General features: G+C 62.9%; 21 protein-coding genes, 1 pseudogene and 1 riboswitch. Of the genes and pseudogenes, 12 read left to right on the top strand and 10 right to left on the bottom strand.

The annotated features are described in order from the left end of the window. Positions 1–13: 13 nt before the first annotated feature. Both LB532_RS29815 and LB532_RS29810 read right to left on the bottom strand, forming a co-directional pair. Complete coding sequence (locus LB532_RS29815) at positions 14–637, bottom strand: LysE family translocator (RefSeq protein ID WP_140643958.1); 624 nt, start codon at positions 635–637, stop codon at positions 14–16. 17 nt (positions 638–654) lie between these two features. Next, positions 655–879, bottom strand: coding sequence for a hypothetical protein (locus LB532_RS29810; RefSeq protein WP_181169602.1), 225 nt, complete (start codon positions 877–879; stop codon positions 655–657). Between the two features lie 239 nt (positions 880–1,118). On the opposite strand from LB532_RS29810, the gene LB532_RS29805 reads away from it, so the two are divergent. From LB532_RS29805 to LB532_RS29790, 4 genes and pseudogenes are all read left to right on the top strand, one after another. Then, positions 1,119–1,886, top strand: a complete 768-nt coding sequence (locus tag LB532_RS29805; protein ID WP_140643960.1) for a L,D-transpeptidase — start codon at positions 1,119–1,121, stop codon at positions 1,884–1,886. 110 nt (positions 1,887–1,996) lie between these two features. Continuing rightward, entirely contained in the window at positions 1,997–3,163 is a 1,167-nt protein-coding gene (locus tag LB532_RS29800) for a diphosphate--fructose-6-phosphate 1-phosphotransferase (RefSeq protein WP_140643962.1), read from the top strand. Positions 3,164–3,251: 88 nt separating this feature from the next. After that, positions 3,252–3,971, top strand: coding sequence for an MBL fold metallo-hydrolase (locus LB532_RS29795; RefSeq protein ID WP_140643964.1), 720 nt, complete (start codon positions 3,252–3,254; stop codon positions 3,969–3,971). Between the two features lie 197 nt (positions 3,972–4,168). Then, positions 4,169–5,698: pseudogene (locus LB532_RS29790) on the top strand (DegQ family serine endoprotease); the annotation flags it as partial. On the opposite strand, the gene LB532_RS29785 reads toward LB532_RS29790, so the two are convergent. Beyond that, positions 5,633–5,803 (bottom strand): hypothetical protein, encoded by a 171-nt coding sequence (locus tag LB532_RS29785; RefSeq protein WP_224557558.1) that lies wholly within the window; start codon positions 5,801–5,803, stop codon positions 5,633–5,635. The pseudogene LB532_RS29790 and the gene LB532_RS29785 overlap by 66 nt on opposite strands. On the opposite strand from LB532_RS29785, the gene LB532_RS29780 reads away from it, so the two are divergent. Both LB532_RS29780 and LB532_RS29775 read left to right on the top strand, forming a co-directional pair. Next, positions 5,796–6,407: a molybdopterin-dependent oxidoreductase gene (locus LB532_RS29780; RefSeq protein ID WP_140643968.1), complete on the top strand. Its 612-nt coding sequence runs from the start codon at positions 5,796–5,798 to the stop codon at positions 6,405–6,407. The two genes, LB532_RS29785 and LB532_RS29780, sit on opposite strands and share 8 nt — an antisense overlap. After that, entirely contained in the window at positions 6,404–7,168 is a 765-nt protein-coding gene (locus LB532_RS29775; protein ID WP_140643969.1) for a ferredoxin reductase, read from the top strand. The genes LB532_RS29780 and LB532_RS29775 overlap by 4 nt, the downstream gene beginning before the upstream one ends. Before the next feature lie 134 nt (positions 7,169–7,302). Here the strand turns inward: LB532_RS29775 and LB532_RS29770 are convergent, their stop codons facing one another. Then, positions 7,303–8,403, bottom strand: coding sequence for a hybrid-cluster NAD(P)-dependent oxidoreductase (locus LB532_RS29770; RefSeq protein WP_140643971.1), 1,101 nt, complete (start codon positions 8,401–8,403; stop codon positions 7,303–7,305). 19 nt (positions 8,404–8,422) lie between these two features. Next, on the bottom strand, positions 8,423–9,670 hold the full coding sequence (locus LB532_RS29765; protein WP_140643973.1) for an aromatic ring-hydroxylating oxygenase subunit alpha: 1,248 nt from the start codon (positions 9,668–9,670) through the stop codon (positions 8,423–8,425). Positions 9,671–9,800: 130 nt separating this feature from the next. Further along, positions 9,801–10,003, bottom strand: a riboswitch (cobalamin riboswitch). A gap of 479 nt (positions 10,004–10,482) precedes the next feature. Between LB532_RS29765 and LB532_RS29760 the strand changes: the two genes are divergently transcribed. The 4 genes from LB532_RS29760 to LB532_RS29745 all read left to right on the top strand — a co-directional run bounded on the left by LB532_RS29760 (position 10,483) and on the right by LB532_RS29745 (position 11,539). Continuing rightward, positions 10,483–10,680 (top strand): DUF680 domain-containing protein, encoded by a 198-nt coding sequence (locus tag LB532_RS29760; RefSeq protein ID WP_140643974.1) that lies wholly within the window; start codon positions 10,483–10,485, stop codon positions 10,678–10,680. A gap of 70 nt (positions 10,681–10,750) precedes the next feature. Next, positions 10,751–10,957 carry a DUF680 domain-containing protein gene (locus tag LB532_RS29755; protein WP_140643975.1) on the top strand — a complete coding sequence of 69 codons (207 nt, stop codon included), beginning with the start codon at positions 10,751–10,753 and terminating at the stop codon, positions 10,955–10,957. A 68-nt stretch (positions 10,958–11,025) separates the two neighbouring features. After that, the gene (locus LB532_RS29750; protein WP_140643977.1) at positions 11,026–11,232 is read left to right on the top strand and encodes a DUF680 domain-containing protein; all 207 of its coding nucleotides are present in this window, start codon (positions 11,026–11,028) and stop codon (positions 11,230–11,232) included. Between the two features lie 70 nt (positions 11,233–11,302). After that, positions 11,303–11,539 carry a DUF680 domain-containing protein gene (locus LB532_RS29745; RefSeq protein ID WP_140550374.1) on the top strand — a complete coding sequence of 79 codons (237 nt, stop codon included), beginning with the start codon at positions 11,303–11,305 and terminating at the stop codon, positions 11,537–11,539. Between the two features lie 97 nt (positions 11,540–11,636). Here LB532_RS29745 and LB532_RS29740 read toward each other — a convergent pair whose 3' ends face one another. The 5 genes from LB532_RS29740 to LB532_RS29720 all read right to left on the bottom strand — a co-directional run bounded on the left by LB532_RS29740 (position 11,637) and on the right by LB532_RS29720 (position 18,232). Then, a complete protein-coding gene (locus LB532_RS29740) occupies positions 11,637–12,749 on the bottom strand; it encodes an ABC transporter ATP-binding protein (RefSeq protein ID WP_140643980.1) in 1,113 nt (370 codons plus the stop codon). Positions 12,750–12,774: 25 nt separating this feature from the next. Then, positions 12,775–14,439, bottom strand: a complete 1,665-nt coding sequence (locus LB532_RS29735) for an alpha-glucosidase (protein WP_140643981.1) — start codon at positions 14,437–14,439, stop codon at positions 12,775–12,777. A gap of 4 nt (positions 14,440–14,443) precedes the next feature. Continuing rightward, the gene (locus LB532_RS29730) at positions 14,444–15,598 is read right to left on the bottom strand and encodes a carbohydrate ABC transporter permease (RefSeq protein WP_140643983.1); all 1,155 of its coding nucleotides are present in this window, start codon (positions 15,596–15,598) and stop codon (positions 14,444–14,446) included. Position 15,599: 1 nt separating this feature from the next. Beyond that, positions 15,600–16,613 (bottom strand): carbohydrate ABC transporter permease, encoded by a 1,014-nt coding sequence (locus LB532_RS29725; RefSeq protein WP_140501210.1) that lies wholly within the window; start codon positions 16,611–16,613, stop codon positions 15,600–15,602. Between the two features lie 263 nt (positions 16,614–16,876). Further along, entirely contained in the window at positions 16,877–18,232 is a 1,356-nt protein-coding gene (locus LB532_RS29720) for an ABC transporter substrate-binding protein (protein ID WP_140643985.1), read from the bottom strand. Positions 18,233–18,594: 362 nt separating this feature from the next. Here LB532_RS29720 and LB532_RS29715 point away from each other — a divergent pair, with 362 nt between their 5' ends. Further along, positions 18,595–19,623 (top strand): LacI family DNA-binding transcriptional regulator, encoded by a 1,029-nt coding sequence (locus LB532_RS29715; protein WP_140643986.1) that lies wholly within the window; start codon positions 18,595–18,597, stop codon positions 19,621–19,623. Between the two features lie 148 nt (positions 19,624–19,771). Beyond that, the gene (locus LB532_RS29710) at positions 19,772–21,118 is read left to right on the top strand and encodes an NAD(P)/FAD-dependent oxidoreductase (protein WP_140643988.1); all 1,347 of its coding nucleotides are present in this window, start codon (positions 19,772–19,774) and stop codon (positions 21,116–21,118) included. Positions 21,119–21,169: the final 51 nt, after the last annotated feature.

Genomic DNA, 21,169 nt, shown 5'->3' with positions numbered 1-21,169 from the left:
CGAACCCCTTTGTTCAACTCCCCGAACGCATTGCCACCGTGGCGATGCCGGCGCCGACCAGCAGCGTGCCGCCGGTGCGGTTGAAGACGCGGATGGCCCTGGGGTTGCGCACAAGGTTGCGCGCTCGCGACGCGATCAGCGCGTAGCCGAAGGCGTTGGCGAAGGCGAGCGCCAGGAAGGTCGTCTCGAAGATCAGCATCTGCGTCCAGAAATCGGCGTGCCGGTCAAGAAACTGCGGCAGGAAAGCGACGAAGAAGGTAATGCTCTTCGGGTTGAGCGCGGTGACCAGCCAGGCATGCCCCGTCATCCTGGCGGAGGACACGGCATCGGTGCGCGGCTCGGCCTTGAGCGCGCCGCCGGCGCGGAACAGTTTTACGCCGAGATAGACCAGATAGGCGGCGCCGATCAGCTTCAGGATCGTGAAGACGGTGGCCGAAGCCGCCAGCAGGGCGCCGATGCCCAGCATCGACAAGGTCATCGCCGTGAAGTCGCCCAGCGCCACGCCGACAGCCATCGGCAGTGCGGTGCGCCAGCCCTGGCCGAGCGCATAGGACACGACCAGAAGGATGGTCGGTCCCGGAATGACCAGGAGGATGGTTGACGCGGCAGCGAAGGCGGCCCAGTTTTCGAAGGACATGCTCGTCTCCTTTGAGCTCAAAGAAGAGGATAAATCCTTCGGTCCAAGAGAATGTAAAGCGGATTGTTTCCAGGCAATACCGGACGGAGAACGCCTCGCATTTTCCTGGAATTGCCGGCTCCAATTCCGCCATGGCAGCTCGCCACCACATCGGCAAGGCTGACATTGGCCCCGAGAACTGTCGCGGGGGCGACAATGGCCGCGGCAAAAAGCTTGATGTCGGTTTTCAAGGTCTTGCACATGGAGCCCCTCGCCGGTCACCAGGAGAGGTAGGAAGCACTGGCGCCGGGATTATGATCCGACCGAAGTGATTTTGCGCAGGCGACGCTGGTTCGCAGTCGACAGAGAGGGCGCAACGGCGCCCAGTCAGCCCGCAAATACAGACAGCGCAAGGCCTTCACGCTTTATCAACCATGAATGATGAAAATGCCCGTCATCCGGCCGGACCGTGCTTCCCGCCGACAGCGTAGGGTTTGGGTACATGCGTGAGTTGCCGCAAGGTCTGACGCCGCCGCGAAACGGCGACGCAATCGAAACCGACAGTCTTCTCTCCCGCCGCGCCGTTTTATCCGGGGCAGGGGCGTTGGCCTTGCTTGGCGCCGCCGGCTGCTCGACTTCGGGCGGCGGCCTGCCGGCGCTCGAGCTTGACGACACGGTCACCGGTTCGCTGCGGCCGATCCGGCCGAGCATCAGCGTCGACAAGAACATCACCAGTCCCGACCTCATGTACGCGTCCCTGAGCGACGGCGGCTTCAACGTGCCCGAGGTGCCCTACCTCAAGATCAAGCCGGAATTCCGTCGCCAGATCGTCGTCGACCAGACGGGCGAAGCGCCCGGCACCATCGTCGTTCATCTCAATGAGCGCATGCTCTATCTCGTTCAGCCGGGGGGCGACGCCATCCGCTACGGGGTCGGCATCGGCAAGGACGGCTTCCGCTGGTCCGGCCGCGCCAACATTCAGTACGGAAGGGAATGGCCCACCTGGACCCCGCCGCCGGAAATGATCGCCCGCAAGCCGGAATTGGTAAAATGGCAGGGCGGCCAGCCCGGCGGCCTCACCAACCCGCTCGGCGCGCGCGCTCTCTACATCTATCAGGACGGCAAGGACACCGGCTATCGCATCCATGGCTCGCCCGAATGGTGGAGCATCGGCCAGGCCATGTCATCGGGCTGTGTGCGCCTGATCAACCAGGACATCATCGACCTCTACAGCCGCGTTTCCAAGAAGAACCCGGTCGTCGTCGTCTAGCTCAAGCCTCACCTCGCGGCCGCTGGCGCGGCCGGTCGTTTCTGCCGTTGCGCGATGGCCAAAGACAGGCGAAGGTACCTGAAATTCAATCGCCCTGGAGAATTTCACCAATGGCCGGTACTTTCGTCATCGCGCAGGGCGGCGGCCCGACGGCCGTCATCAACCAGACCGTGGTCGGGGCGACGCTGGAGATCCGCAAGCGGCATCCCGGCGCCAAGGTCCTGGGTTCCATCCACGGCGTGCGCGGTATCCGCGACGGCAATTATGTCGACCTCTCCGCCGTCCCGGAAGACCGCCTGCGGCTGATCGCCGGAACGCCGAGCGCGGCCCTTGGCTCGACGCGCGACAAACCGGATGCAGCCTATTGCGAGGTCGTCCTCGACGGCCTGAGGAAGGCCGGCGCGGATGCCTTCATCTATATCGGCGGCAATGACACGTCGGGCACGCAGCAGATCCTGACCGATGCCGCCGGCGGCAAGATCGCGTTCGTGCATGCGCCCAAGACCATCGACAATGATCTCGAGGAGAACGACCACACGCCGGGTTTCATCTCGGCGGCCGAGTTCGTCGCCGGCGCTTTCCTGTCCGTCGATCTCGATTTTCGCGCTCTGCCCGGCATCTATGTCGGCATCGTCATGGGCCGGCACGCCGGCTTCCTCACGGCCGCGGCCGCGGCCTGGCAGCTCGATCCCGACAGTGGTCCGCATCTCGTCTACGTGCCGGAGCGGCCGTTCTCGGCCACAGCCTTCATCGAGGACGTGCGCGCCACGCTCGACCGCCACAAGCGCTGCATCGTCGCCGTCTCGGAAGGGGTCAGCACCGCCGACGGCAAAGCGCTGGTTGAAAGCCTGGTGCCGCCGGAGAAGCTGGAGCGCGACCAGCATGGCAACGTCAAGCTATCGGGCAGCGACCTGCCGGCGGCACTCGAGCGGGCGCTCGCCGAAGGGCTGCCTGGCAAGCGCGCCCGCGTCGATGCGCTGGGCTACATGCCGCGCGGCTATGTCGGCGCTATCAGCGCCGTCGACGCGCAGGAGGCGTTCGACGCGGGAGCTTTCGCGGTCACCGTGGCCGAACAGGGCGGCGGCTCCGTGGCGCTGCAATATGACGGCGCCAAAACCGTGCTGAAGAAGGTGCGGCTGAAGAACGTCGCCGGCAAGACCCGCCACATGCCCGAGAACTTCATGAAGCCGGACGCCAACCATTTGTCCGACGCCGGCATGGCTTACCTGAAGCGGCTGGTGCCGGAAAAATACAAGGTCGGAAAGCCCTTCGTCTGATGTCGGGACCATACTTGATCCCAGGCTCACACCTGATCCCAGGCTCACACTTGATGCCAGGCTCACGTTTGATGCCGGGCCGCTTCTGATGGAGAACTGGTTCAGCAGGAGCATCGTCGACGACAAGACGACCATGCTGACCGAGCCGTTCGTGCATGACTATGTGCGCGCCAACATCTGGCATCTCACCGGCCGGGACGCCGACCTTTTGGTCGATACCGGCATGGGCATCTGCCCGCTGGCGCCGGAGATCGAAACCCGGGCCGGCAAACCGCTCATCGTCGTCGCCACCCACATCCATCTCGACCATGTCGGCTCGCTGCATGAATTCGCGCTGCGGGCGGGACCGAGGATGAGCGCCGCGCAGTTCGAGAACATGGATGAGGCGGCGACTTACGCCTACATGTTCCATGACCTCGACGGCGCCGTCTCGCGACTGCCGGTGCCGGGCTGGAAGGCTGCGGATTACAAGATTCCGCCAGCGCCGCTGACGCGCACCCTCGACGAGGGCGACGTCGTCGATCTCGGCGACCGCCGCTTCCGCGTGCTGCATCTACCCGGGCATTCGCCGGATTCGATCGCGCTGTTCGACGAAGCAGACGGCCTGTTCTTCAGCGGCGACGCCATCTATGACGACCGGCTGATCGACGACCTGCCAGACTCGGACAAGTCGGCCTATTGCCTCACCATGCGGCGCCTGCTCGACCTGCCGATCCGCATCGGCCATGGCGGTCACGGCCCGAGTTTCGACGGCGAGCGCATGCGGGAGATCGCCTCGGCCTATCTCAGCCGAGCGGCTAGTCCATAAGCCAGCTCTAAAATTAAATCTTCGTAAGGTCGCCCGAAAACCCTAAATCGGGCCAATCCGCGCCCTAGATGCTGGTTTGTCGATCCGGCCGGCTGCCATGCGCGGCGAGACAGGCAATCCGGCTGTCGACAGCCGACGGGTGTTTTTCCCCGAACCATCCGCGGCCCAAGTTCAACTCTCGCCCGGACAGAACGACCATGTCACCCATAAGCATTCTTCATAGACATCGCGTCGCGGCCCTGCTGGGCGCTGCGCTGATCATTTCTCCCATCGTAGCCTCCTTCGCCGAAAGCCCGAACGACGTCCGCAACGCCGTCGGTACGACACAGACTCCCGTAGCCGGCGTAACGGCCCCGAACGGCTCCTTTGCCCCTATCGTGGCAGCCGACAAGCCGGCCGTGGTGACGGTTACGACCGTCATGAAGGGGCAACCGGATGTCATGAGCGATGCCTCGCCCCTGGACGGCGGCGGCTCGCCTTTCGACGACTATTTCCGCCAGTTCTTCGGCGACCAGGGCATGCCCGGACCGAAAGCGCCACCGCAGCAGTCGCAGCGCGCCGAAGCGCTCGGATCCGGCTTTATCGTCGGCGCCGACGGCACCATCGTCACCAACAACCATGTCATCGACGGTGCGAGCTCGATCAAGGTGACGCTTGACGACGGTACAGAGCTTCCCGCCAAGCTGGTCGGCCGCGACGCCAAGAACGACCTTGCGGTGATCAAGATCAAGGCCGACAAGCCCCTGCCGACGGTGAAATGGGGAGATTCCGATAAGTTGATGCCGGGCGATCAAGTGCTGGCCTTCGGCAATCCGTTCGGCATCGGCACCACGGTCACCTCAGGTATTGTCTCGGCGCGCGGCCGCGATCTCCACAGCGGGCCGTTCGACGATTTCATCCAGATCGATGCGCCGATCAACCACGGCAACTCTGGCGGTCCGCTGGTCGATGTGAGCGGCAACGTCGTGGGCATCAACACCGCGATCTATTCGCCCAATGGCGGCAGCGTCGGCGTTGGCTTCGCCATTCCGTCCGACCAGGCGCAAAAGGTGGTCGCCAAGCTGATGAAGGGCGGCGAAATCGAATACGGCTATCTTGGCGTCCAGATCCAGCCGGTGACCCAGGACGTTGCCAGCGCCATAGGTCTCGATCACCCCGGCGGCGCATTGGTCTCCTCGGTCACCGAGGGCTCGCCGGCGGCCGCGGCCGGCATCCAGACCGGCGACCTCATCACCGGCTTCGCCGGCCAGGAGATAAAAGACCCCAAGGACCTGTCGCGTGCCGTCGCCGATGTCTCGCCCGGCAAGAAGGAAACGCTCGACGTCTGGCGTAATGGCAAAGCCATGCAGCTTTCCGTCGACGTCGGCCGCAATGGCGACGATGCGCAGACCGCGTCGGTATCTGGTGATTCCGGCGCGCCGGGAAACGGGCAGGGGGCCCGCTTGCCGGCGATCGGGCTCGGCCTGATGGACATCACGCCCGATATTCGCCAGCAGATGAACCTCCCCGACAACCAGCGTGGCGCGGTGGTCGCCGCCGTCAATCCCGACAAGGCCGCGGCGGCTTCCGGCGTCCAGCCCGGCGACATCATTATCGCCGTCAACCAGATGCCGGTGAAGAGCGCCAGGCAGGCCACGCAGGCGATCGCGCAGGCCGGCAAGTCAGGCCGCAAATCGGTGCTGCTGCTGGTGGAACGAGGCGATGCCCAGATCTATGTCGCCGCGCCCATCAAGATTCAGGTTGCCCGCCACCGCGTCTTCGAGAACACTGCGCAAGGCCGACACATGGCCCGACATCTGGGCCCGATGCAGGGGAATTGCCGCAATGGTCACGCGAGGTTTCTTTTCAGGTCGGCGTCCACCGACGGATGGCGACGCGCGCATCCCGCCCGGCCAATATCTCGAGCAAGGATTTCCGGTGCTGTCGGCGGGGCCGACGCCGCGCCTGCGCACCGAGGATTGGTCGTTCACGCTGAAGCACGGGCCGCGCCCGATCAAGAAATGGAATTGGGCCGAGTTCAATGCGTTGCCGCTGACCAAGATGACGCGCGACATCCATTGCGTGACCGCCTGGACCAAGTTCGACACGCTCTGGCAGGGCGTGCTGGTCGACGATATCCTTGCGGATGCCGGCATCGAGCCGCCGACCGCCTTCACGCTGGCGCTATCCTTCGACGGTTACACCACCAACGTGCCGACAAAGGATCTCACAACCGGCAAGGCGATGGTGGCGCTGCTCTACGAAGGCAAGCCGATCACGCCCGACCATGGCGGCCCGGCGCGGCTGCTCGTCCCGCATCTCTATTTCTGGAAATCGGCCAAATGGCTGAACGGCCTGCAGTTCACAGAACGCGACGAGCCCGGCTTCTGGGAGCTGCGCGGCTATCACATCTATGGCGACCCCTGGCGCGAACAGCGCTACACGGACGATCCATGAGCGAGGTGCCGTCGGCACAATCACCCGGGCAAACACTGTCGCCCTGGCAGACAGCCAGGATCGTCCGCATGGAAAAGCGCACGCCGCGTGTCACCAGCTTCTTTTTCCAGCCGTCGCGGCCGTTTGCCTACCGGGCCGGACAGCATGTCGATGTCAGGTTGACCGCGCCTGACGGCTATCAGGCGCGCCGCGCCTATTCCATCGCCTCCGCGCCGGAGGTCGGTCCGGTGATCGAACTGGCGATCGAAAGGCTCGAAGACGGCGAGGTCTCGCCCTTCTTCCACGAGGTCGCCGCGGTCGGCGACGAGATCGAATTGCGCGGCCCGCTCGGCGGACATTTCATCTGGCCCGATGGTGATGAGCGACCGCTTCTGCTGGTCGGCGGCGGTTCCGGCGTCGTGCCCTTGATGTCGATGGTCCGCCATCGTGCCGCGCAGAAGTCGACGATGCCGGTCATCCTCGTCTTTTCGGCGCGGCTGTGGGACGAAGTCATCTTTCGCGACGAGCTGATCGGCCTCGACGATCGCGACGACGGCTTCGGCCTTGTGCTGACCCTGACGCGTGAAGCCGCGCGCCGGCCGACGGATTATTCGCGGCGGATCGACGTCGCCATGATGATACAATCCATGGCGCGGCTGCGCCGCCCGCCCGGCCTCGCCTTTGTCTGCGGCTCCAACGCGTTCGTGTCCGCCGCCGCCCAGGCGCTGATCGATGCCGGCATTCCAGCGGCTATCATCCGGACGGAGCGCTACGGCGTCTGAGATCTCCGGCTGCCGCCGCTCCTTGGGTGCAGCGGCGCGCAGATGGGGTTGTCGGCCGTCCCACAGCCTTGCAGCAGGAAAGGATCAAACACTTGACCCCTCCTTGCAAGAAAGAGCGGCCAGGCCAGCGGCTCTCAGGCCTCGATGTCAAGCGCCGAGAGCGGCTTGGAGCAGCAGGCGAGAATGAAGCCGTCCTCGATCTCATGATCGAGGATGCCGCCATTGTGGCTCATCTCGACCTCGCCTGAGAGCTTCTTGACTTTGCAGGTTCCGCACAGGCCGAATTCGCATGCGGCGGGGATTCTGACTCCCGAGGCGCGCGCCGTCTGCAGCACCGTCTGGCCGGCGACGCATGCGGCATCGACATCCGAAATCGAGAACCGGATCGGCGTCGCGGCTTCGACAGGAATGGCTGCGCCGTCTCCAGTCGGCGAGGCGAACGGCGCCGGGATTTCCTCCACCAGCGGCGCTGCAAAGCTCTCCTGATGGTATCTCGCCATGTCGAAGCCGGCGGCTTCGAGCATGCCGCGCACGGCACGCATGAAGGGGTCGGGGCCGCAGCAGAAGATTTCGCGCTCTCGGAAATCGGGCGCCAAAATCGGCAGCCGGATGGCATCGATGCGGCCCATATGGCCGAACCAGCCCTCCCGGCTCGACCGCTCCTCGATCATGAAACCGAGCGACAGGCCGGGCATGTGGCTGCCGAGCAATTCCAGCTCCCTGCGGAAGATGATCTCTTCGGGGCGGCGGGCGCAGTTGACGAAGCCGACATCGGTCCATGGCGCGCAGTCATTCAGCCAGCGCAGCATCGACATCATCGGCGTCACGCCGGAGCCGGCCGAAATGAACAGATATTTGGCCGCCGGGTGGCTGTGCAGCGAAAAGTCTCCGGCCGGCCCATACGCCTTGACGTGCGAACCAGGCCTCAAATGGTCGAACATCCAGCGCGTGCCAGTGCTGCCGGCCTGCGCCTTCACCGTCACCGCGATCGAGAACGGCCGCGAAGGCGAAGACGACAGCGTGTAGGTGCGCATCAGCAACCCATCCGCTGTCGGCAGTTCCAGCGTCACGAACTGGCCCGGCTTGTAGCGGAACCAGGTCTGGTTGTCGGAGCGGAAGGTGAAGGTCTTTACATCAGGCGCCTCGTCGCTCACGCCGATCACTTCCAGCACCTGGAGCCTGTCGTTCCAGGGCGCCATCTGATCGAGATGGCGATAGAGGCCGAGATCCGTCATCGCATTCATCCCTCACCTCTCAAGCAACGCTGCGCAGGGCCGGCCGGCCGTCTTCGGCGAGCCGCGGACCGATGAAACGCGCGTACCAGTCGACGAACTGGAGGACGCCGCCTTCGTGCAGTTCGGAATAGGGACCGGGTTCATAGGCCGGCGACAGGATGCCGAAGGCGTTTTCCTCGACGATGCGGCGGTCCTGGTCGTTGGTCTCGGTCCAGACATGGGTGAGTTCGGCGAGGTCATAGTCGACGCCCTCGACCGCGTCCTTGTGAACCAGCCATTTGGTCGTCACCGCGGTCTCAGTGGCGCTGATCGGCAGCACGCGGAAGGTGACGGCGTGGTCGCCGAGGATGTGGTTCCAGGTCGTCGGATAGTGATAGAGCAGCAACGAGCCGATGCGGTCGGTGGCAACGCTGTCGGACAGGTTCTTCTTGACCGCGCGTTTTCCCGTCATCGTGTAACTGACGGCATCGCGCAGCAGCGGCGCGCGGGTGGCACGGTATTGTCCGGCCGGGTCGATGCGGAACTCGCTCGGCAGGCCGGCGGCCTCGCATTTGGCCCAGTGCGCCAGCATCTCCGGGTCGCTGTCGGCGCCTTGCACGCCGGTCACGGTCGGCGCCTCAGGAAAGGTCTTGCAGAGCTCCGGATGGTTGCCGGCGCAATGATAGCATTCGCGGTTGTTTTCCCAGACCAGCTTCCAATTGCCCTTCTCGACGATGGTGCTCTCGAAGGCGACCTTTGCTTCGCGCAGCCGGTGCGGCGCCAAATAGGGTTCGATCATCGTCCGCATCGGCGCGAAATCCGCCGGCTCGTCGGCGAGGCAAATGAAGATGTAGCCGCCGACGCTTTCGCAGGCGACCGGCTTCAGGCCGAACTGGCTCTTGTCGAAGCCCTCGGCCATCTGCCTGGCGAACAGCAGCCTGCCGTCCAGTTCATAGGTCCACTGATGGTAGGGGCAGACGAGCTTCGCCGCCGTGCCCTTGTCGGTGTTGCAGACGCGGCTGCCGCGATGGCGGCAAGAATTGTGGAAGGCGTTGATGTTGCCCTTCTGGTCGCGCACCAGCACGACAGGATAGTCGCCGATCTGCACGGTGATGAAGCTGCCGGGCCTGGGCAGTTCGCAATCATGGCCGATGAACAGCCAGTCGCGGTACCAGATCAGCTCCATGTCGAGCTTGAAGTAATCGGCGTCGGTATAGAAGGGCTGCTCGAGTGAGAAGCCGTCCCTGCGGCCTTGCAGCCGTTTCAGCATGTCGTTGCGCGCATCCATGTCCTGTCCTCGCATTGAAGTCCTGTCCTCACATTGAAGGACTGAACGGAGGGGAGAGAGGAAGGATCAAGCCGCGCGCCGGCTTGCGCCGGACATGCACCATCCGCCTCTTGACCGCCCGCCGCGATCAGTCGAGTCCAACATCTCAGGCTGGTTTCCGGGCTCTGGAGCTGTCCTTGCGGACTGTCGCGACACCTTCCCAGGCCTTTGCCCAGTGGTCTCCCGTTGCGACCTGAACTCCACCACCGTTGCGGGGGCAGCGCCGGATTCTGACCGGCTTCCCAATTCTCCGCCTCGTCGTCACGCGGCGGCACCTGAGATGGCAGGATCTAACCATGATCGCCGACTTGTCGTCGGCATGAAAACGACATCGCATCCATGCCGCGCGACACGCATGGGAAACGGTGCGGCCGTCGTTGAAGGGGCAGAAAGGCTCGGCTCGCCGCCTCGGAATTCAACTCGTGGCGGACCAAAAAAGGTTAACAGTTTCGAAAAGTGACTATTAGCGTCCACTAAAATCGAACCGAACGGTTCGTTTCTGTTGACGATGCGTGCAGGACGGTGTGAACACTGGGCCTTCGACACAGTTGGTGATCGCACGGTCTGTTAAAATAAGTACTTGATAATAAAGGGAAAAAAACGAATGTAGAAGGCCTTGGCACAATTTCAAGTGGTGGAAACTTGGTCCACACGGAAAAACTTCGTGATTGGAAATGGCGCCATGGCTTTCCCACATCGGGGCTGTCCGAACGACGCGATTTCCTCCCAAGACACGCCGCTAGACGGACGGAAAAATACTGGAGTATCAAAAAATGAAAAAGATCATTCTCACTGCCGCCGCCCTTCTGGCTGTTTCCGGCAGCGCCTTCGCTGGTAGCGACCACTATGGTTCGAATGCCCCTGCGGCCACCGCCGTCGACAGCTCGTACACCGCTTCGACCAAGAAGTCGGAACCGGCTGCCCAGACGCCTGTCCAGGGCGCCGATCGCAACCTCTTCGGCAACAACTAAATAGCCGATCTCCAGTTGACGGCGGGCCTTCCGCCGTCCTGGCGGAATTTGAGAATTCAGGAGACTTGAAATGAAGAAGATCATCCTTGCTGCCGCCGCCGTTCTGGCCGTTTCGGGCAGTGCTTTCGCCAGCAGCGACAACTATGGCTCCAATGGCGCCAACCAGCCTGCCGTCACCTCGACCGACAGCTCGTACACCGCTTCGACCAGGAAGTCGGAACCGGCTGCCCAGGCCCCTGTTCAGGGTGCCGACCGTAACCTCTTCGGCAACAACTAACAGCCGATCTCCAGTTGACGGCGGCCTTCCGCCGTCCTGGCGAAATTTGAGAATTCAGGAGACTTGAAATGAAGAAGATCATCCTTGCTGCCGCCGCCGTTCTGGCCGTTTCGGGCAGCGCTTTCGCCGGCAGCGACAACTATGGCTCCAATGGCGCCAATCAGCCCGCGGCCACCTCGACCGACAGCTCGTACACCGCTTCGACCAGGAAGTCGGAACCGGCTGCCCAGGCCCCTGCTCAGGGTGCCGACCGTAACCTCTTCGGCAACAACTAACAGCCGATCCTTCAGCAGCTGGCGGGTAAGCCCGCCACTGCGTGGAATTTGAGAATTCAGGAGACTTGAAATGAAGAAGATCATCCTTGCCGCCGCCGCCGTTCTGGCCGTTTCCGGCAGCGCTTTGGCCGCCAGCGACAACTACGGCTCCAATGGTGCCAACCAGCCTGCCGTCACCTCGGTCGACAAGTCGCACACGGCTTCGATCCGCGACAGCGGTTCGCCCGTCTACAAGCTGCTCAATTCGTCGGGTGACGTACAGAAGTCCGCCCCTCAGGGCAGTGACCGGAATCTCTTCGGCCACTAACGGCTGAAGCTGATACCAAACAGGAGCGGGGGGGGTTGCCCCCCGCTCCTGTTTTTGCGTGGCCGGCAATTAATTCATGTAAATTCATGGCCTGCTCTCAGGCTGCCTTCGCTTCCGTCTCGTGCAGCGCGAAGGATCGCCCATCCGCGTCGAAGATATGAAGGTCTCCGGCGTCGGCGCTCAGCCGCAGCGTCGCCCCGCGCTTGACCTCGACATTGCCCGGCAGCTTGGTCACCAGCGGCAGGTCGGCGCGGCCGATGTCGACATAGACGAGTTGCACCTCGCCGAGCTGCTCGACATAGTCCACCGTCCCTTCGAACAGGTAGTCCGTGCCGCTGGCGATCGCCAGGTCCTCCGGCCGCACGCCGAAGCTCACCGACGCGCCCTTGGCCGAGGCCGGCGTCGCGATCGGCACCGTAGCCTTGCGGCCGCCGACATGACTGATGACGGTCGGATTGCCCGATTTGTCGATGGTCGCCGGCAGGATGTTCATGGCCGGCGAGCCGATGAACTGGGCAACGAACAGATTGCCGGGTTTCTTGTAGAGTTCCATCGGCGTGCCGACCTGCTCGATATGGCCCTCCTTCAGCACCACGATGCGGTCGGCCAGCGTCATCGCCTCGACCTGGTCGTGGGTGACGTAGATCATGGTGGTGTTGGGCATCGATTCCTTGAGCTTGGCGATCTCGATGCGGGTGGCGACGCGCAGCGCCGCGTCGAGATTCGACAGCGGTTCGTCGAACAGGAACACTTTCGGGTTGCGCACGATGGCGCGGCCGATGGCCACGCGCTGGCGCTGGCCGCCGGACATCGCCTTGGGCAGGCGGTCGAGATAGTTGGTCAGCTGCAGGATCTCTGCCGCCTGGCGCACGCGCTTGTCGATCTCGGCCTTGCTTTCCTTGCCGATCTTCATCGAGAACGCCATGTTGTCATAGACTGTCATATGCGGATAAAGCGCGTAGGACTGGAACACCATGGCGATGCCGCGCTTCGACGGCGGCACGTCGTTGACCACCTCGCCGGCTATTCGGAGCTCGCCCGAGGTGATCTCCTCGAGCCCGGCGATCGAGCGCAGCAATGTCGACTTGCCGCAGCCCGACGGACCGACGAAAACGATGAACTCGCCCGATTTGATGTCGAGGTCGATGCCGTGCAGAATGTTGAGATTGCCGTATGATTTCTTCACTTGCCTCAGCGTGACATCGGCCATGTTTCCCTCCAGTGCTCCCTAGAATTCAGTCGATACGCCCGAACCAGGCGCCGTAGCCGCCGAGGCGGATGGAGCCGGTGCTCGCCTGTCCCGAAAATCCGTGTCCGGGCAAAGGTTGCAGCGATCGGCCGTCAAGGTCAACCTCCGCCGGCCCGGATCCCAGATTGAAGACGCAGACGATCTGCTCGTTGCCGGCACGGCGCGTGAAGGCGACAGTGTCGCCCTGGCTTTCGATGAAGTTGATATCGCCCTTGGCCAGCGCCGGATGGGCGCGGCGGAAGCCGAGAAAGCGCCGGTAGTGTTCGAGCAGCGAATGCTCGTCGCCTTGCTGGACATTGACGGCTTGCGACAGGTGCTTGGCCGGCACGGGCAGCCACGGCTTTGCCTGGGAGAAGCCGCCATTCCTGGCGTTGCCGTCCCACACCATCGGCGTGCGGCAGCCATCGCGGCCCTTGAATTCCGGCCAGAAGCGGATGCCGTAGGGATCTTGCAGATCCTCGAACCGCAATTCGGCTTCGCCGAGCCCCAATTCCTCGCCCTGATAGATACAGACCGAGCCGCGCAAGGACATCAGCAATGCCGAGATAACCTTGAGATAGGCGGTCGGGTCGGCTTCGTTGGCGGCCCAGCGCGAGGCCGGGCGCATCACGTCATGGTTGGAGAAGGCCCAACACGACCAGCCGTCGCTGGCAACCTTGCCGAAGGTTTCCAGCACCGAACGAACCTTGGCGGCGCTGATCTTTTCCGGCGCCAGGAAATCGAAGGAATAGCACATGTGCACGCGCTTGCCGCCGGCTGTATAGGCCGCCACAACGTCCAGTCCGCGCTGTGAATCGCCGACCTCGCCGACCGCGGCAGTCGCCGGATATTCGTCGAGCAGGGCGCGGAAGCGTTCGAGGAAGCCGAGGTTCTCCGGACGGCTCTTGTCGTAGATGTGGTCCTGGTAGTTGTAGGGATTGACCGCGGGTGCGGTCTGGTCGTTGCGCTGTTCCGGTGGCAGCGGCGGGTTGTTTTCCAGCCCCTGGCTGTGGAAGTAGAAATTGATCGTGTCGAGGCGGAACCCGTCGACACCGCGCTCCAGCCAGAAGCGGGTGACGTCGAGCAGCGCGTCCTGGACTTCGCCGTTGTGGAAATTGAGGTCCGGCTGTTCCGCGAGAAAGTTGTGCAGGTAGTATTGCTGGCGGCTGGTGTCCCATTGCCAGGCCGATCCGCCGAAGATCGACAGCCAGTTGTTGGGCGGTGTGCCGTCCGGCCTGGGATCGGCCCAGACGTACCAGTCGGCTTTCGGATTGCTGCGGTTCGATCGGCTTTCCCTGAACCAGGGATGGATGTCGGCGGTGTGCGACAGCACCTCGTCGATCATCACCTTCAGCCCCAGCCTGTGCGCCTCCGCCGTCAACGCGTCGAAATCGGCCAGCGTGCCGAACATCGGGTCGACGTCGCAGTAATCCGAGACGTCGTAGCCGAAGTCCTTCATCGGCGATTTGAAGAAGGGCGAGATCCAGATGGCGTCCGCGCCAAGCGCGGCGATATAGGGAAGCCGCCCGATGATGCCCTTGAGGTCGCCGATGCCGTCGCCATTCGAATCCTGATAGCTGCGTGGATAGATCTGGTAGATCACGGCACCTCGCCACCAGTCGCTATCGACGGCGAGATCGGGCCTCGAACTAGCTTTCAAAGCGGATTGCATGGTTTCAGCCTCCTTTCACCGAGCCTGCGAGCAGCCCGCGGACGAAATAGCGCTGCAAGGAGAAGAACACGATCAGCGGCACGATGATGGTCACGAAAGCCGACGTCGTCAGGATCTCCCAGTCGCCGCCACGCGAGCCGAGCAAGGCATTGAGCTTGGCGGTCAGCACGATCTGATCCGCCTCCGTGCCAAGGAAAACCATCGCCACCAGGAGATCGTTCCATACCCACAGGAACTGGAAGATGGCGAAGGATGCCAGCACGGGAAATGACAGCGGCAGCACGATCTTGACGAAGATCTCGAAATCGCTGGCGCCGTCGATGCGCGCCGATTCCATGATCTCGCGCGGCAGGCCGGCAATGTAGCTCCGCAAGAGGTAGATGGCGAAGGGCAGCCCGAAGCCGGTATGCGCCAGCCAGATGCCGAGATAGGTCTTGGACGGCACGCCGAAGAAGGCGCCGACGCCGTTATAGAGCTTCAGCAGCGGGATCAGCGACATCTGCAGCGGCACCACCAAAAGGCCGATGATGACCGCGATCAGAAGCGCGCGCCCGGGAAAGCGCATCCAGGCCAGAGCGTAAGCCGCAAAGGCGGCGATGAGGATCGGGATGACGGTCGCCGGGATAGTGACGGTCAGCGAGTTCATGAAGGAGCGGCCGATGCCTTCCGAAAACAGCACGGTCCTGTAGTTGTCGGTGGTGAATTTCGGCGGCGCCGAGGAGGCATAGTAGACGCGCTGGCCGCGGTCGCCCTCGAACGCCTTGGGCGAGGTCATGACGAAGCTGCCGTCGGCATTGAGCTGCAAGGTGACGCCGTCGCCGAGATCGGCCGACGTGCCGGCCGGAAATTGCGTCGGTGCCGCCGACTTGACGCCGAAGGCGCTGATCTCGCGCGCCGCGCCATCGCCGAAAATGTTGCCCTGGAGGACGAACTTGCCATCCTTCTCGACCTGCGCCGAGGCGGGCGGCAGGCGTCCGGCTTCAGTCTGGCTGGAGCTGGCGAACGAGTTCCACCAGCCCGAGGCGATGATCTGGTCCTTGTCGCGCAGCGACGATACCAGAATGCCGAGCGTCGGCATGGTCCAGATCGCAACGAAGACCAGCACGGCAATGTGAACGCCGAAGCGGCTGGCGAAGGAGTTTCCGGTCGCGACGGTCATCTCAATGTCCTCCCGTCTCTTTGTTGGCCTGGCGTATGTTCCAGACCATGATCGGAATGACCGCGATCATGATGATGATGGCGATTGTTGCGCCGCGGCCGAAATCACCGCCGCCGCGGAACATCCAGTCGAACATCAGATTGGCCAGCACCTGGCTGTTCCATTGGCCGTTGGTCATGGTCAGCACGATGTCGAATACCTTGAGCACCAGGATGGTGATTGTGGTCCAGACCACGGCGATGGTGCCCCAGATCTGCGGCACCATGATTTTCCAGAAGATCTGGAACGGATTGGCACCGTCGATGACGGCGGCTTCCAGGGTCTCTTCCGGAATGCCGCGCAGCGCCGAAGACAGGATGACCATGGCAAAGCCGGTCTGGATCCAGATCAGGATCACCATCAGGAAGAAATTGTTCCAGAACGGCAGCGATATCCAGACCTGCGGCTGGCCGCCGAAATGCTGGATGATGGCGTTCAGGATACCGATCTGCGTCTGGCCCTCGCCGCGATACTCATAGATGAACTTCCAGATGACGCTGGCGCCGACGAAGGAGATCGCCAGCGGCAGGAAGATCAGGCTCTTGGCGATCGTGCCCCACCAGATCTTGTCGGTAAGCACGGCGATGATCAGGCCAAGGAAGGTGCAGGCGGCGGGCACCACGGCCAGCCAGAGCACATTGTTGAGGATCGAATTGCGGAACTCGCGGTCGCCGAAAGCCCATTGATAGTTGGCCAGGCCGACGAAATTGGCGCCGCCGCGATCGAGGAAGGACAGCCGCAGCGTCTCGACCACCGGATAGATGAGATAGATGGTCAGGATGATCATCGCCGGACCGACGAACAGCCAGGGCCGGATCAGCCCTTGCCGGCGCAGATTGTCGACGGCGGCGGCGCCCGAGACGCCGCGCGAGGGAAAGGTGACGTCGAGCAGTTTGTTGGCGCCCCAGAAATAGGCGACGCAGCCGCCGACGCCGATGATGATGACGAATATGGCCGAGAAAATCTGAGCCGCCATGGGTCCCTCTCCCTGCACGACCCGCCAGGATGGAAACGATCCTTGCGGTTGCGCCGCGCGCCGATCTCGTTGTTGAGCGCGAACAGGCAGGGAAGCGTGTGGCTCCGTGCCCGCCGCATGCCGGAATGTCTACGCTGTCACGACTGGATCTGACCCGTCCCGGTTGGCCGGGCTGGGATGTTGCGATGGGGCCGGTCGGATCCGGGCCAGCTGGCCCGGATCCGCTCGGGAGGTGGAAGCCTAAGCCTCCGCGGGTGCGGCTCTTACTTGATCGCGTCCCAGCTCTTCTGAATGTCGGTGGCGACGTCCTGCGCCGACTTGCCGCCGACCAGGTCGATCATGCCGGTCCAAAAGGCGCCGGCGCCGATCTTGCCCGGCATCAAGTCCGACCCGTCGAAACGGAAGGTCGAGGCATTGGCCAGGATCTCGCCCTGCTTGCGCAGCGCATCGCTGGCATAGGCATCCTTGTTGACCGTCTTGAACGGCGTCACGAAACCGCCTTCGGCCATCCAGATCTCATGGGCCAGCGGCATCTTAAGGAATTCGATGAACGCGCGGGCGGCCTTCGAGTCCTTGGTGATCATCGCCAGCGTTCCGGCGCCGAGCACGGGGGTGCCGAGTTCGGGCTTGGACGCATAGGGCGGAAAGTAGAAGAAGTCCGCGTCCTGGCCGATTTTCGTGCCTTCGGGGAAGAAGGTCGGGATGAACGACGCCTGATGGTGCAGGTAGCATTTCGGCGGCACCGCGAATAGGCCCTTGGGGCTGTCGCGGAAATCGGTCGCCGCGACCGCCTTGGCGCCGCCATCGACCATCTTGTCGTCGGTCGCGATCTTGCCGAAGATGTCGATTGCATTGACCACGGCCGGGTCGTTGAAGGGGATCTCGTTCTTCACCCATTTGTCGTAGATTTCCGGAGACTGCGTGCGCAGCATCAGGTCTTCCACCCAGTCCGTCGCCGGCCAACCGGTGGCGCCGCCCGAGCCGAGCCCGATGCACCATGGCGTGCCGCCGTCGGCGATAATCTTCTTCTCGAGGTCGGCGAGTTCTTCCTGCGTCTTTGGCACCTTGTAGCCGGCTTCCTCGAAATTGTCCGGCGAGTACCAGACCAGCGACTTCACGTCGGCCTTGTAGGGGAAGGCGAAGAAGCCAGGCTTGCCGTCCTTGTCCTTGAAAGTGCCGAGGTCGACCCATGACTGGCCGGCGCCGTAATTGTCCTTGACCCATTTGGCGGTGTCGTCGCCGAGCGGCGTCAAGAGCCCCTTGGAAGCGAGATCCTGGATCAAGCCGGGTTGCGGCAGAACGGCGATGTTGGGTGGGCTGCCGGCCTGCGTGTCGATGACGATCTGCTGTTCGTAATTTTCCGAGGAGGAATATTTGATCTCGGCTCCGGTGGCTTCCGAGAAATAATCGAGTACGCCACGAACCAGGGCCTCGTCCTCGCCGCGCCATGGCCCGAAGATGGACAGGGTCTCGCCCTTGAGGTCGACTTTCTTGAGTTCTTCGTAGTTTGCCCAGTTGAAACGCTTGTCCTCGCCCGGCTTGAACTTCAGCTCGGCCTGCGCGGGCGCGCCGAGGGCCAGCAAGGCAAGCGTGGCGCCCAGCAAAAGCATTTTCTTCATCGGTATTCCCTCCCAGTGGGTCACAATACCGGACGGAACCTCCATTCCGCCCGCCGACGCCGCAGGACTGTGACTCAGTCGGAAAGGAACCGCAACCTTTCGAAGAGTCTTCCAAAGCGCTTTGGCTTTTTCGATCTCGCCATTGAATCGCCCAGAAGTCAAGAGGTGTGGCAACTTAATCGATTTAATTCAGGAGTCTGGCGTCTAAGAAATCGCGCTGCTGCATGCTTTTTTGGCAGCGCAGCAGCAATTTATGTTTCAAACCTGCACCAAGCCTGCCTATGCTCGTCATGATATGCCGGACCTGTCGCAGGGCTTGGGTCGATTCAATTTAAAAGCGCTTTGAGGCACGGAGGCCTCTCGTGAACCTGAAGCAACTCGCGCACATGCTGGCGCTTTCGCAGACCACGGTAAGCCGGGCGCTGAACGGCTATCCCGAGGTCAACGAAGAGACGCGCCGGCGCGTCATGGACGCCGCCAAGCGCCATGGCTACCGCCCCAATCCGAGCGCGCGCCGGCTTGCGACCGGCAAGTCCGGCATGATCGGCTATGTCTTGCCGACGGGTGCTGCCGTCGACATCGACCCGCACTTCGTCGAATTCCTGTCCGGCCTTGGCGACTATGCGCGCTCGCACGAGCTCGACCTGGTGCTGTCTCCCGCCGACGCCGACGACCAGGAGACGACTTACCGGCGCATCGTCGCCAATCGCCAGGTCGACGCCGTCTACATCTCCTCGCCGACGCCGGCCGACCGGCGCGTGGCGCTGGTCAATACGCTCGGTATACCCTTCATCATCCATGGCCGCAGCGAAGGTTTCGATTTCGATTATCCCTATCTCGACATCGACAATGAGGGCGCCTTTCACGAGGCGGCGCGGCTGCTCGTCCAACTCGGCCATCGGCGGCTGGCGCTGATCAACGGCGACGACCGCGAAACCTTCGCCGTGCATCGCGAGCGAGGCGTGCGCCGGGCGCTCGCCGCGAGCGGCCTGACCTTGGGCGAACGCCATGTCTGTTCCGTTGCCATGACCGAGGAGAACGGCTATCGCGCCGCCCGGCGCCTGCTCGAACAGGACGGCGCGCCCACCGCGATCGCTTGCTCCAGCCTGATCATGGCGCTCGGCGTCGTGCGCGCCGTGCGCGACCTCGGCTTGAGCATCCCCGGCGACATCTCATTGATCGCCCATGACGACGTCTTCCCATGGCTGAAGCCGGAGAACTTCTCCGTGCCGCTGTCGACGACGCGCTCCTCGATCCGGCTCGCCGGCGCCCGCATCGCCGAACGGCTGGCGGCGCGGATATCAGGGCTGGAAGAGGGGGCGCGCGGCGAGGTTTGGCCGGTCGATCTGGTGATCAGGGGGTCGGTTGCCGGAGCGCCTGCCCTGGAATAGAGCCAATCGCTCCGAGGGGCCGCAGTCGTTGCCGGAAGATCGATTGCAGTGTCATGGACAGTGGTCTGCGTGCACCGCGCTTGCTTTGGCTTTTAGAGGGTGGCAACCAGTAAGCTAAAGCCATCAACCAGTTCTCCTGGATGCCCACTTGCCGATATTCCCGTTCTCCGAAATGAATCCAATCCAACATCCTGGCCCGCCGCCGAAGCGTTCGGAGGTGGTCATCATTGGTGGCGGCATTATCGGCGTAACGACGGCTCTTTTCCTGGCGAAGCGGAACATTCCGGTCACGCTGCTGGAAAAAGGCCGCGTTGCTGCCGAACAATCGTCCCGAAATTGGGGCTGGATACGAAAGCAGGGGCGCGACGCAGATGAACTGCCAATTGTCATCGAGGCTTCTCGCCTGTGGCGGCAACTGGCTGAGGAATGCGGCGAAGACATCGGGCTGTACCAGACAGGTGTGACCTATCTGGCGAACTCCGACAAGGACATGGCCGGTTTCGAAGAGTTCATGAAGATCGCCGCGATCCATGGGCTCGACACTCGCCTCCTGGACGCGGACGAAACCGCGAAACTCATCAAGGGCATGTCGCGCAAGTTCAAGGGCGCGATGACGACGCCCTCCGACATGCGCGCGGAGCCTTGGTTGGCGGTGCCTGCGCTTGCTCGTCTTGCCGTCCGAAAAGGCGCCAAGATCATAGAGAATTGCGCAGCGCGAACCCTCGAAATCTCAGCTGGCAGGATCAGAGGAGTGTGGACCGAGGCGGGATGCATTGAAACCTCCAGCGTACTGGTCGCGGGCGGCGCCTGGTCGTCCCTGTTCCTGAGAAGACACGGCGTCTCCATCCCCCAACTCAGCGTCAGGGTAACCGTAGCCGCAACGGAGCCTATGCCTGAAATTTATGCAGGTGCGGCAGCGGACGAACACATCGCTTTCAGGCGCCGACAGGATGGCGGATACACGCTCGCCCCGGGAGGCAGTAATTTGCTTTACCTGGGGCCTGACGCATTCCGGCACGCCACCAAGTATCTTCCCGCCCTCATGGCCAATCCGCTCGGAACCCGCTACTTTCCGTGCGCTCCATCGGGTTACCCTGACAGTTGGTCGATTCCGCGCGATTGGACCCCGGATTCCCGGAGTCCTTTCGAAAGAATGCGGGTGCTCAACCCGGCCGCTGAACGCTCCGGTATCCGTTCTGTAGAGCGCAATTTCAGACGCCTTTTTCCACAGTTCGAAACAGTTCGCTTGAAGGCAGGGTGGGGAGGCATGATTGACGCCATGCCCGATGTCGTCCCCGTCGTGGATCACGTGCGGGCAATCGTCGGTCTTTTCGTCGCGACGGGAATGAGTGGTCACGGATTCGGTATCGGACCTGGAATCGGTCGCGTCGTTTCCGACCTGATTCAGGGTCACGCGAGTGGGCATGATCTCAACCGCTTTCGGCTGTCACGCTTCTATGATGGGAGCGCCGTTCGGTTGGGTCCGGCCCTCTAGTCCAGCATTCCTCCCGTCTCGGCCATCGCAAATAGCCGTCGACTGAATTTT

The organism is Mesorhizobium sp. ESP-6-2 (assembly GCF_020164675.1).
In the GTDB taxonomy this organism is placed as follows: domain Bacteria; phylum Pseudomonadota; class Alphaproteobacteria; order Rhizobiales; family Rhizobiaceae; genus Mesorhizobium.
This window is presented reverse-complemented; position numbering and strand designations above follow the sequence as displayed.

Bases quoted from the DNA above. Each gene is read 5' to 3' on its own strand.
- LB532_RS29815 (WP_140643958.1), bottom strand. From the start codon at position 637: ATGTCCTTCGAAAACTGGGCCGCCTTCGCTGCCGCGTCAACCATCCTC.
- LB532_RS29810 (WP_181169602.1), bottom strand. From the start codon at position 879: ATGTGCAAGACCTTGAAAACCGACATCAAGCTTTTTGCCGCGGCCATT.
- LB532_RS29805 (WP_140643960.1), top strand. From the start codon at position 1,119: ATGCGTGAGTTGCCGCAAGGTCTGACGCCGCCGCGAAACGGCGACGCA.
- LB532_RS29800 (WP_140643962.1), top strand. From the start codon at position 1,997: ATGGCCGGTACTTTCGTCATCGCGCAGGGCGGCGGCCCGACGGCCGTC.
- LB532_RS29795 (WP_140643964.1), top strand. From the start codon at position 3,252: ATGGAGAACTGGTTCAGCAGGAGCATCGTCGACGACAAGACGACCATG.
- LB532_RS29780 (WP_140643968.1), top strand. From the start codon at position 5,796: ATGGTCACGCGAGGTTTCTTTTCAGGTCGGCGTCCACCGACGGATGGC.
- LB532_RS29775 (WP_140643969.1), top strand. From the start codon at position 6,404: ATGAGCGAGGTGCCGTCGGCACAATCACCCGGGCAAACACTGTCGCCC.
- LB532_RS29770 (WP_140643971.1), bottom strand. From the start codon at position 8,403: ATGACGGATCTCGGCCTCTATCGCCATCTCGATCAGATGGCGCCCTGG.
- LB532_RS29765 (WP_140643973.1), bottom strand. From the start codon at position 9,670: ATGGATGCGCGCAACGACATGCTGAAACGGCTGCAAGGCCGCAGGGAC.
- LB532_RS29760 (WP_140643974.1), top strand. From the start codon at position 10,483: ATGAAAAAGATCATTCTCACTGCCGCCGCCCTTCTGGCTGTTTCCGGC.
- LB532_RS29755 (WP_140643975.1), top strand. From the start codon at position 10,751: ATGAAGAAGATCATCCTTGCTGCCGCCGCCGTTCTGGCCGTTTCGGGC.
- LB532_RS29750 (WP_140643977.1), top strand. From the start codon at position 11,026: ATGAAGAAGATCATCCTTGCTGCCGCCGCCGTTCTGGCCGTTTCGGGC.
- LB532_RS29745 (WP_140550374.1), top strand. From the start codon at position 11,303: ATGAAGAAGATCATCCTTGCCGCCGCCGCCGTTCTGGCCGTTTCCGGC.
- LB532_RS29740 (WP_140643980.1), bottom strand. From the start codon at position 12,749: ATGGCCGATGTCACGCTGAGGCAAGTGAAGAAATCATACGGCAATCTC.
- LB532_RS29735 (WP_140643981.1), bottom strand. From the start codon at position 14,439: ATGCAATCCGCTTTGAAAGCTAGTTCGAGGCCCGATCTCGCCGTCGAT.
- LB532_RS29730 (WP_140643983.1), bottom strand. From the start codon at position 15,598: ATGACCGTCGCGACCGGAAACTCCTTCGCCAGCCGCTTCGGCGTTCAC.
- LB532_RS29725 (WP_140501210.1), bottom strand. From the start codon at position 16,613: ATGGCGGCTCAGATTTTCTCGGCCATATTCGTCATCATCATCGGCGTC.
- LB532_RS29720 (WP_140643985.1), bottom strand. From the start codon at position 18,232: ATGAAGAAAATGCTTTTGCTGGGCGCCACGCTTGCCTTGCTGGCCCTC.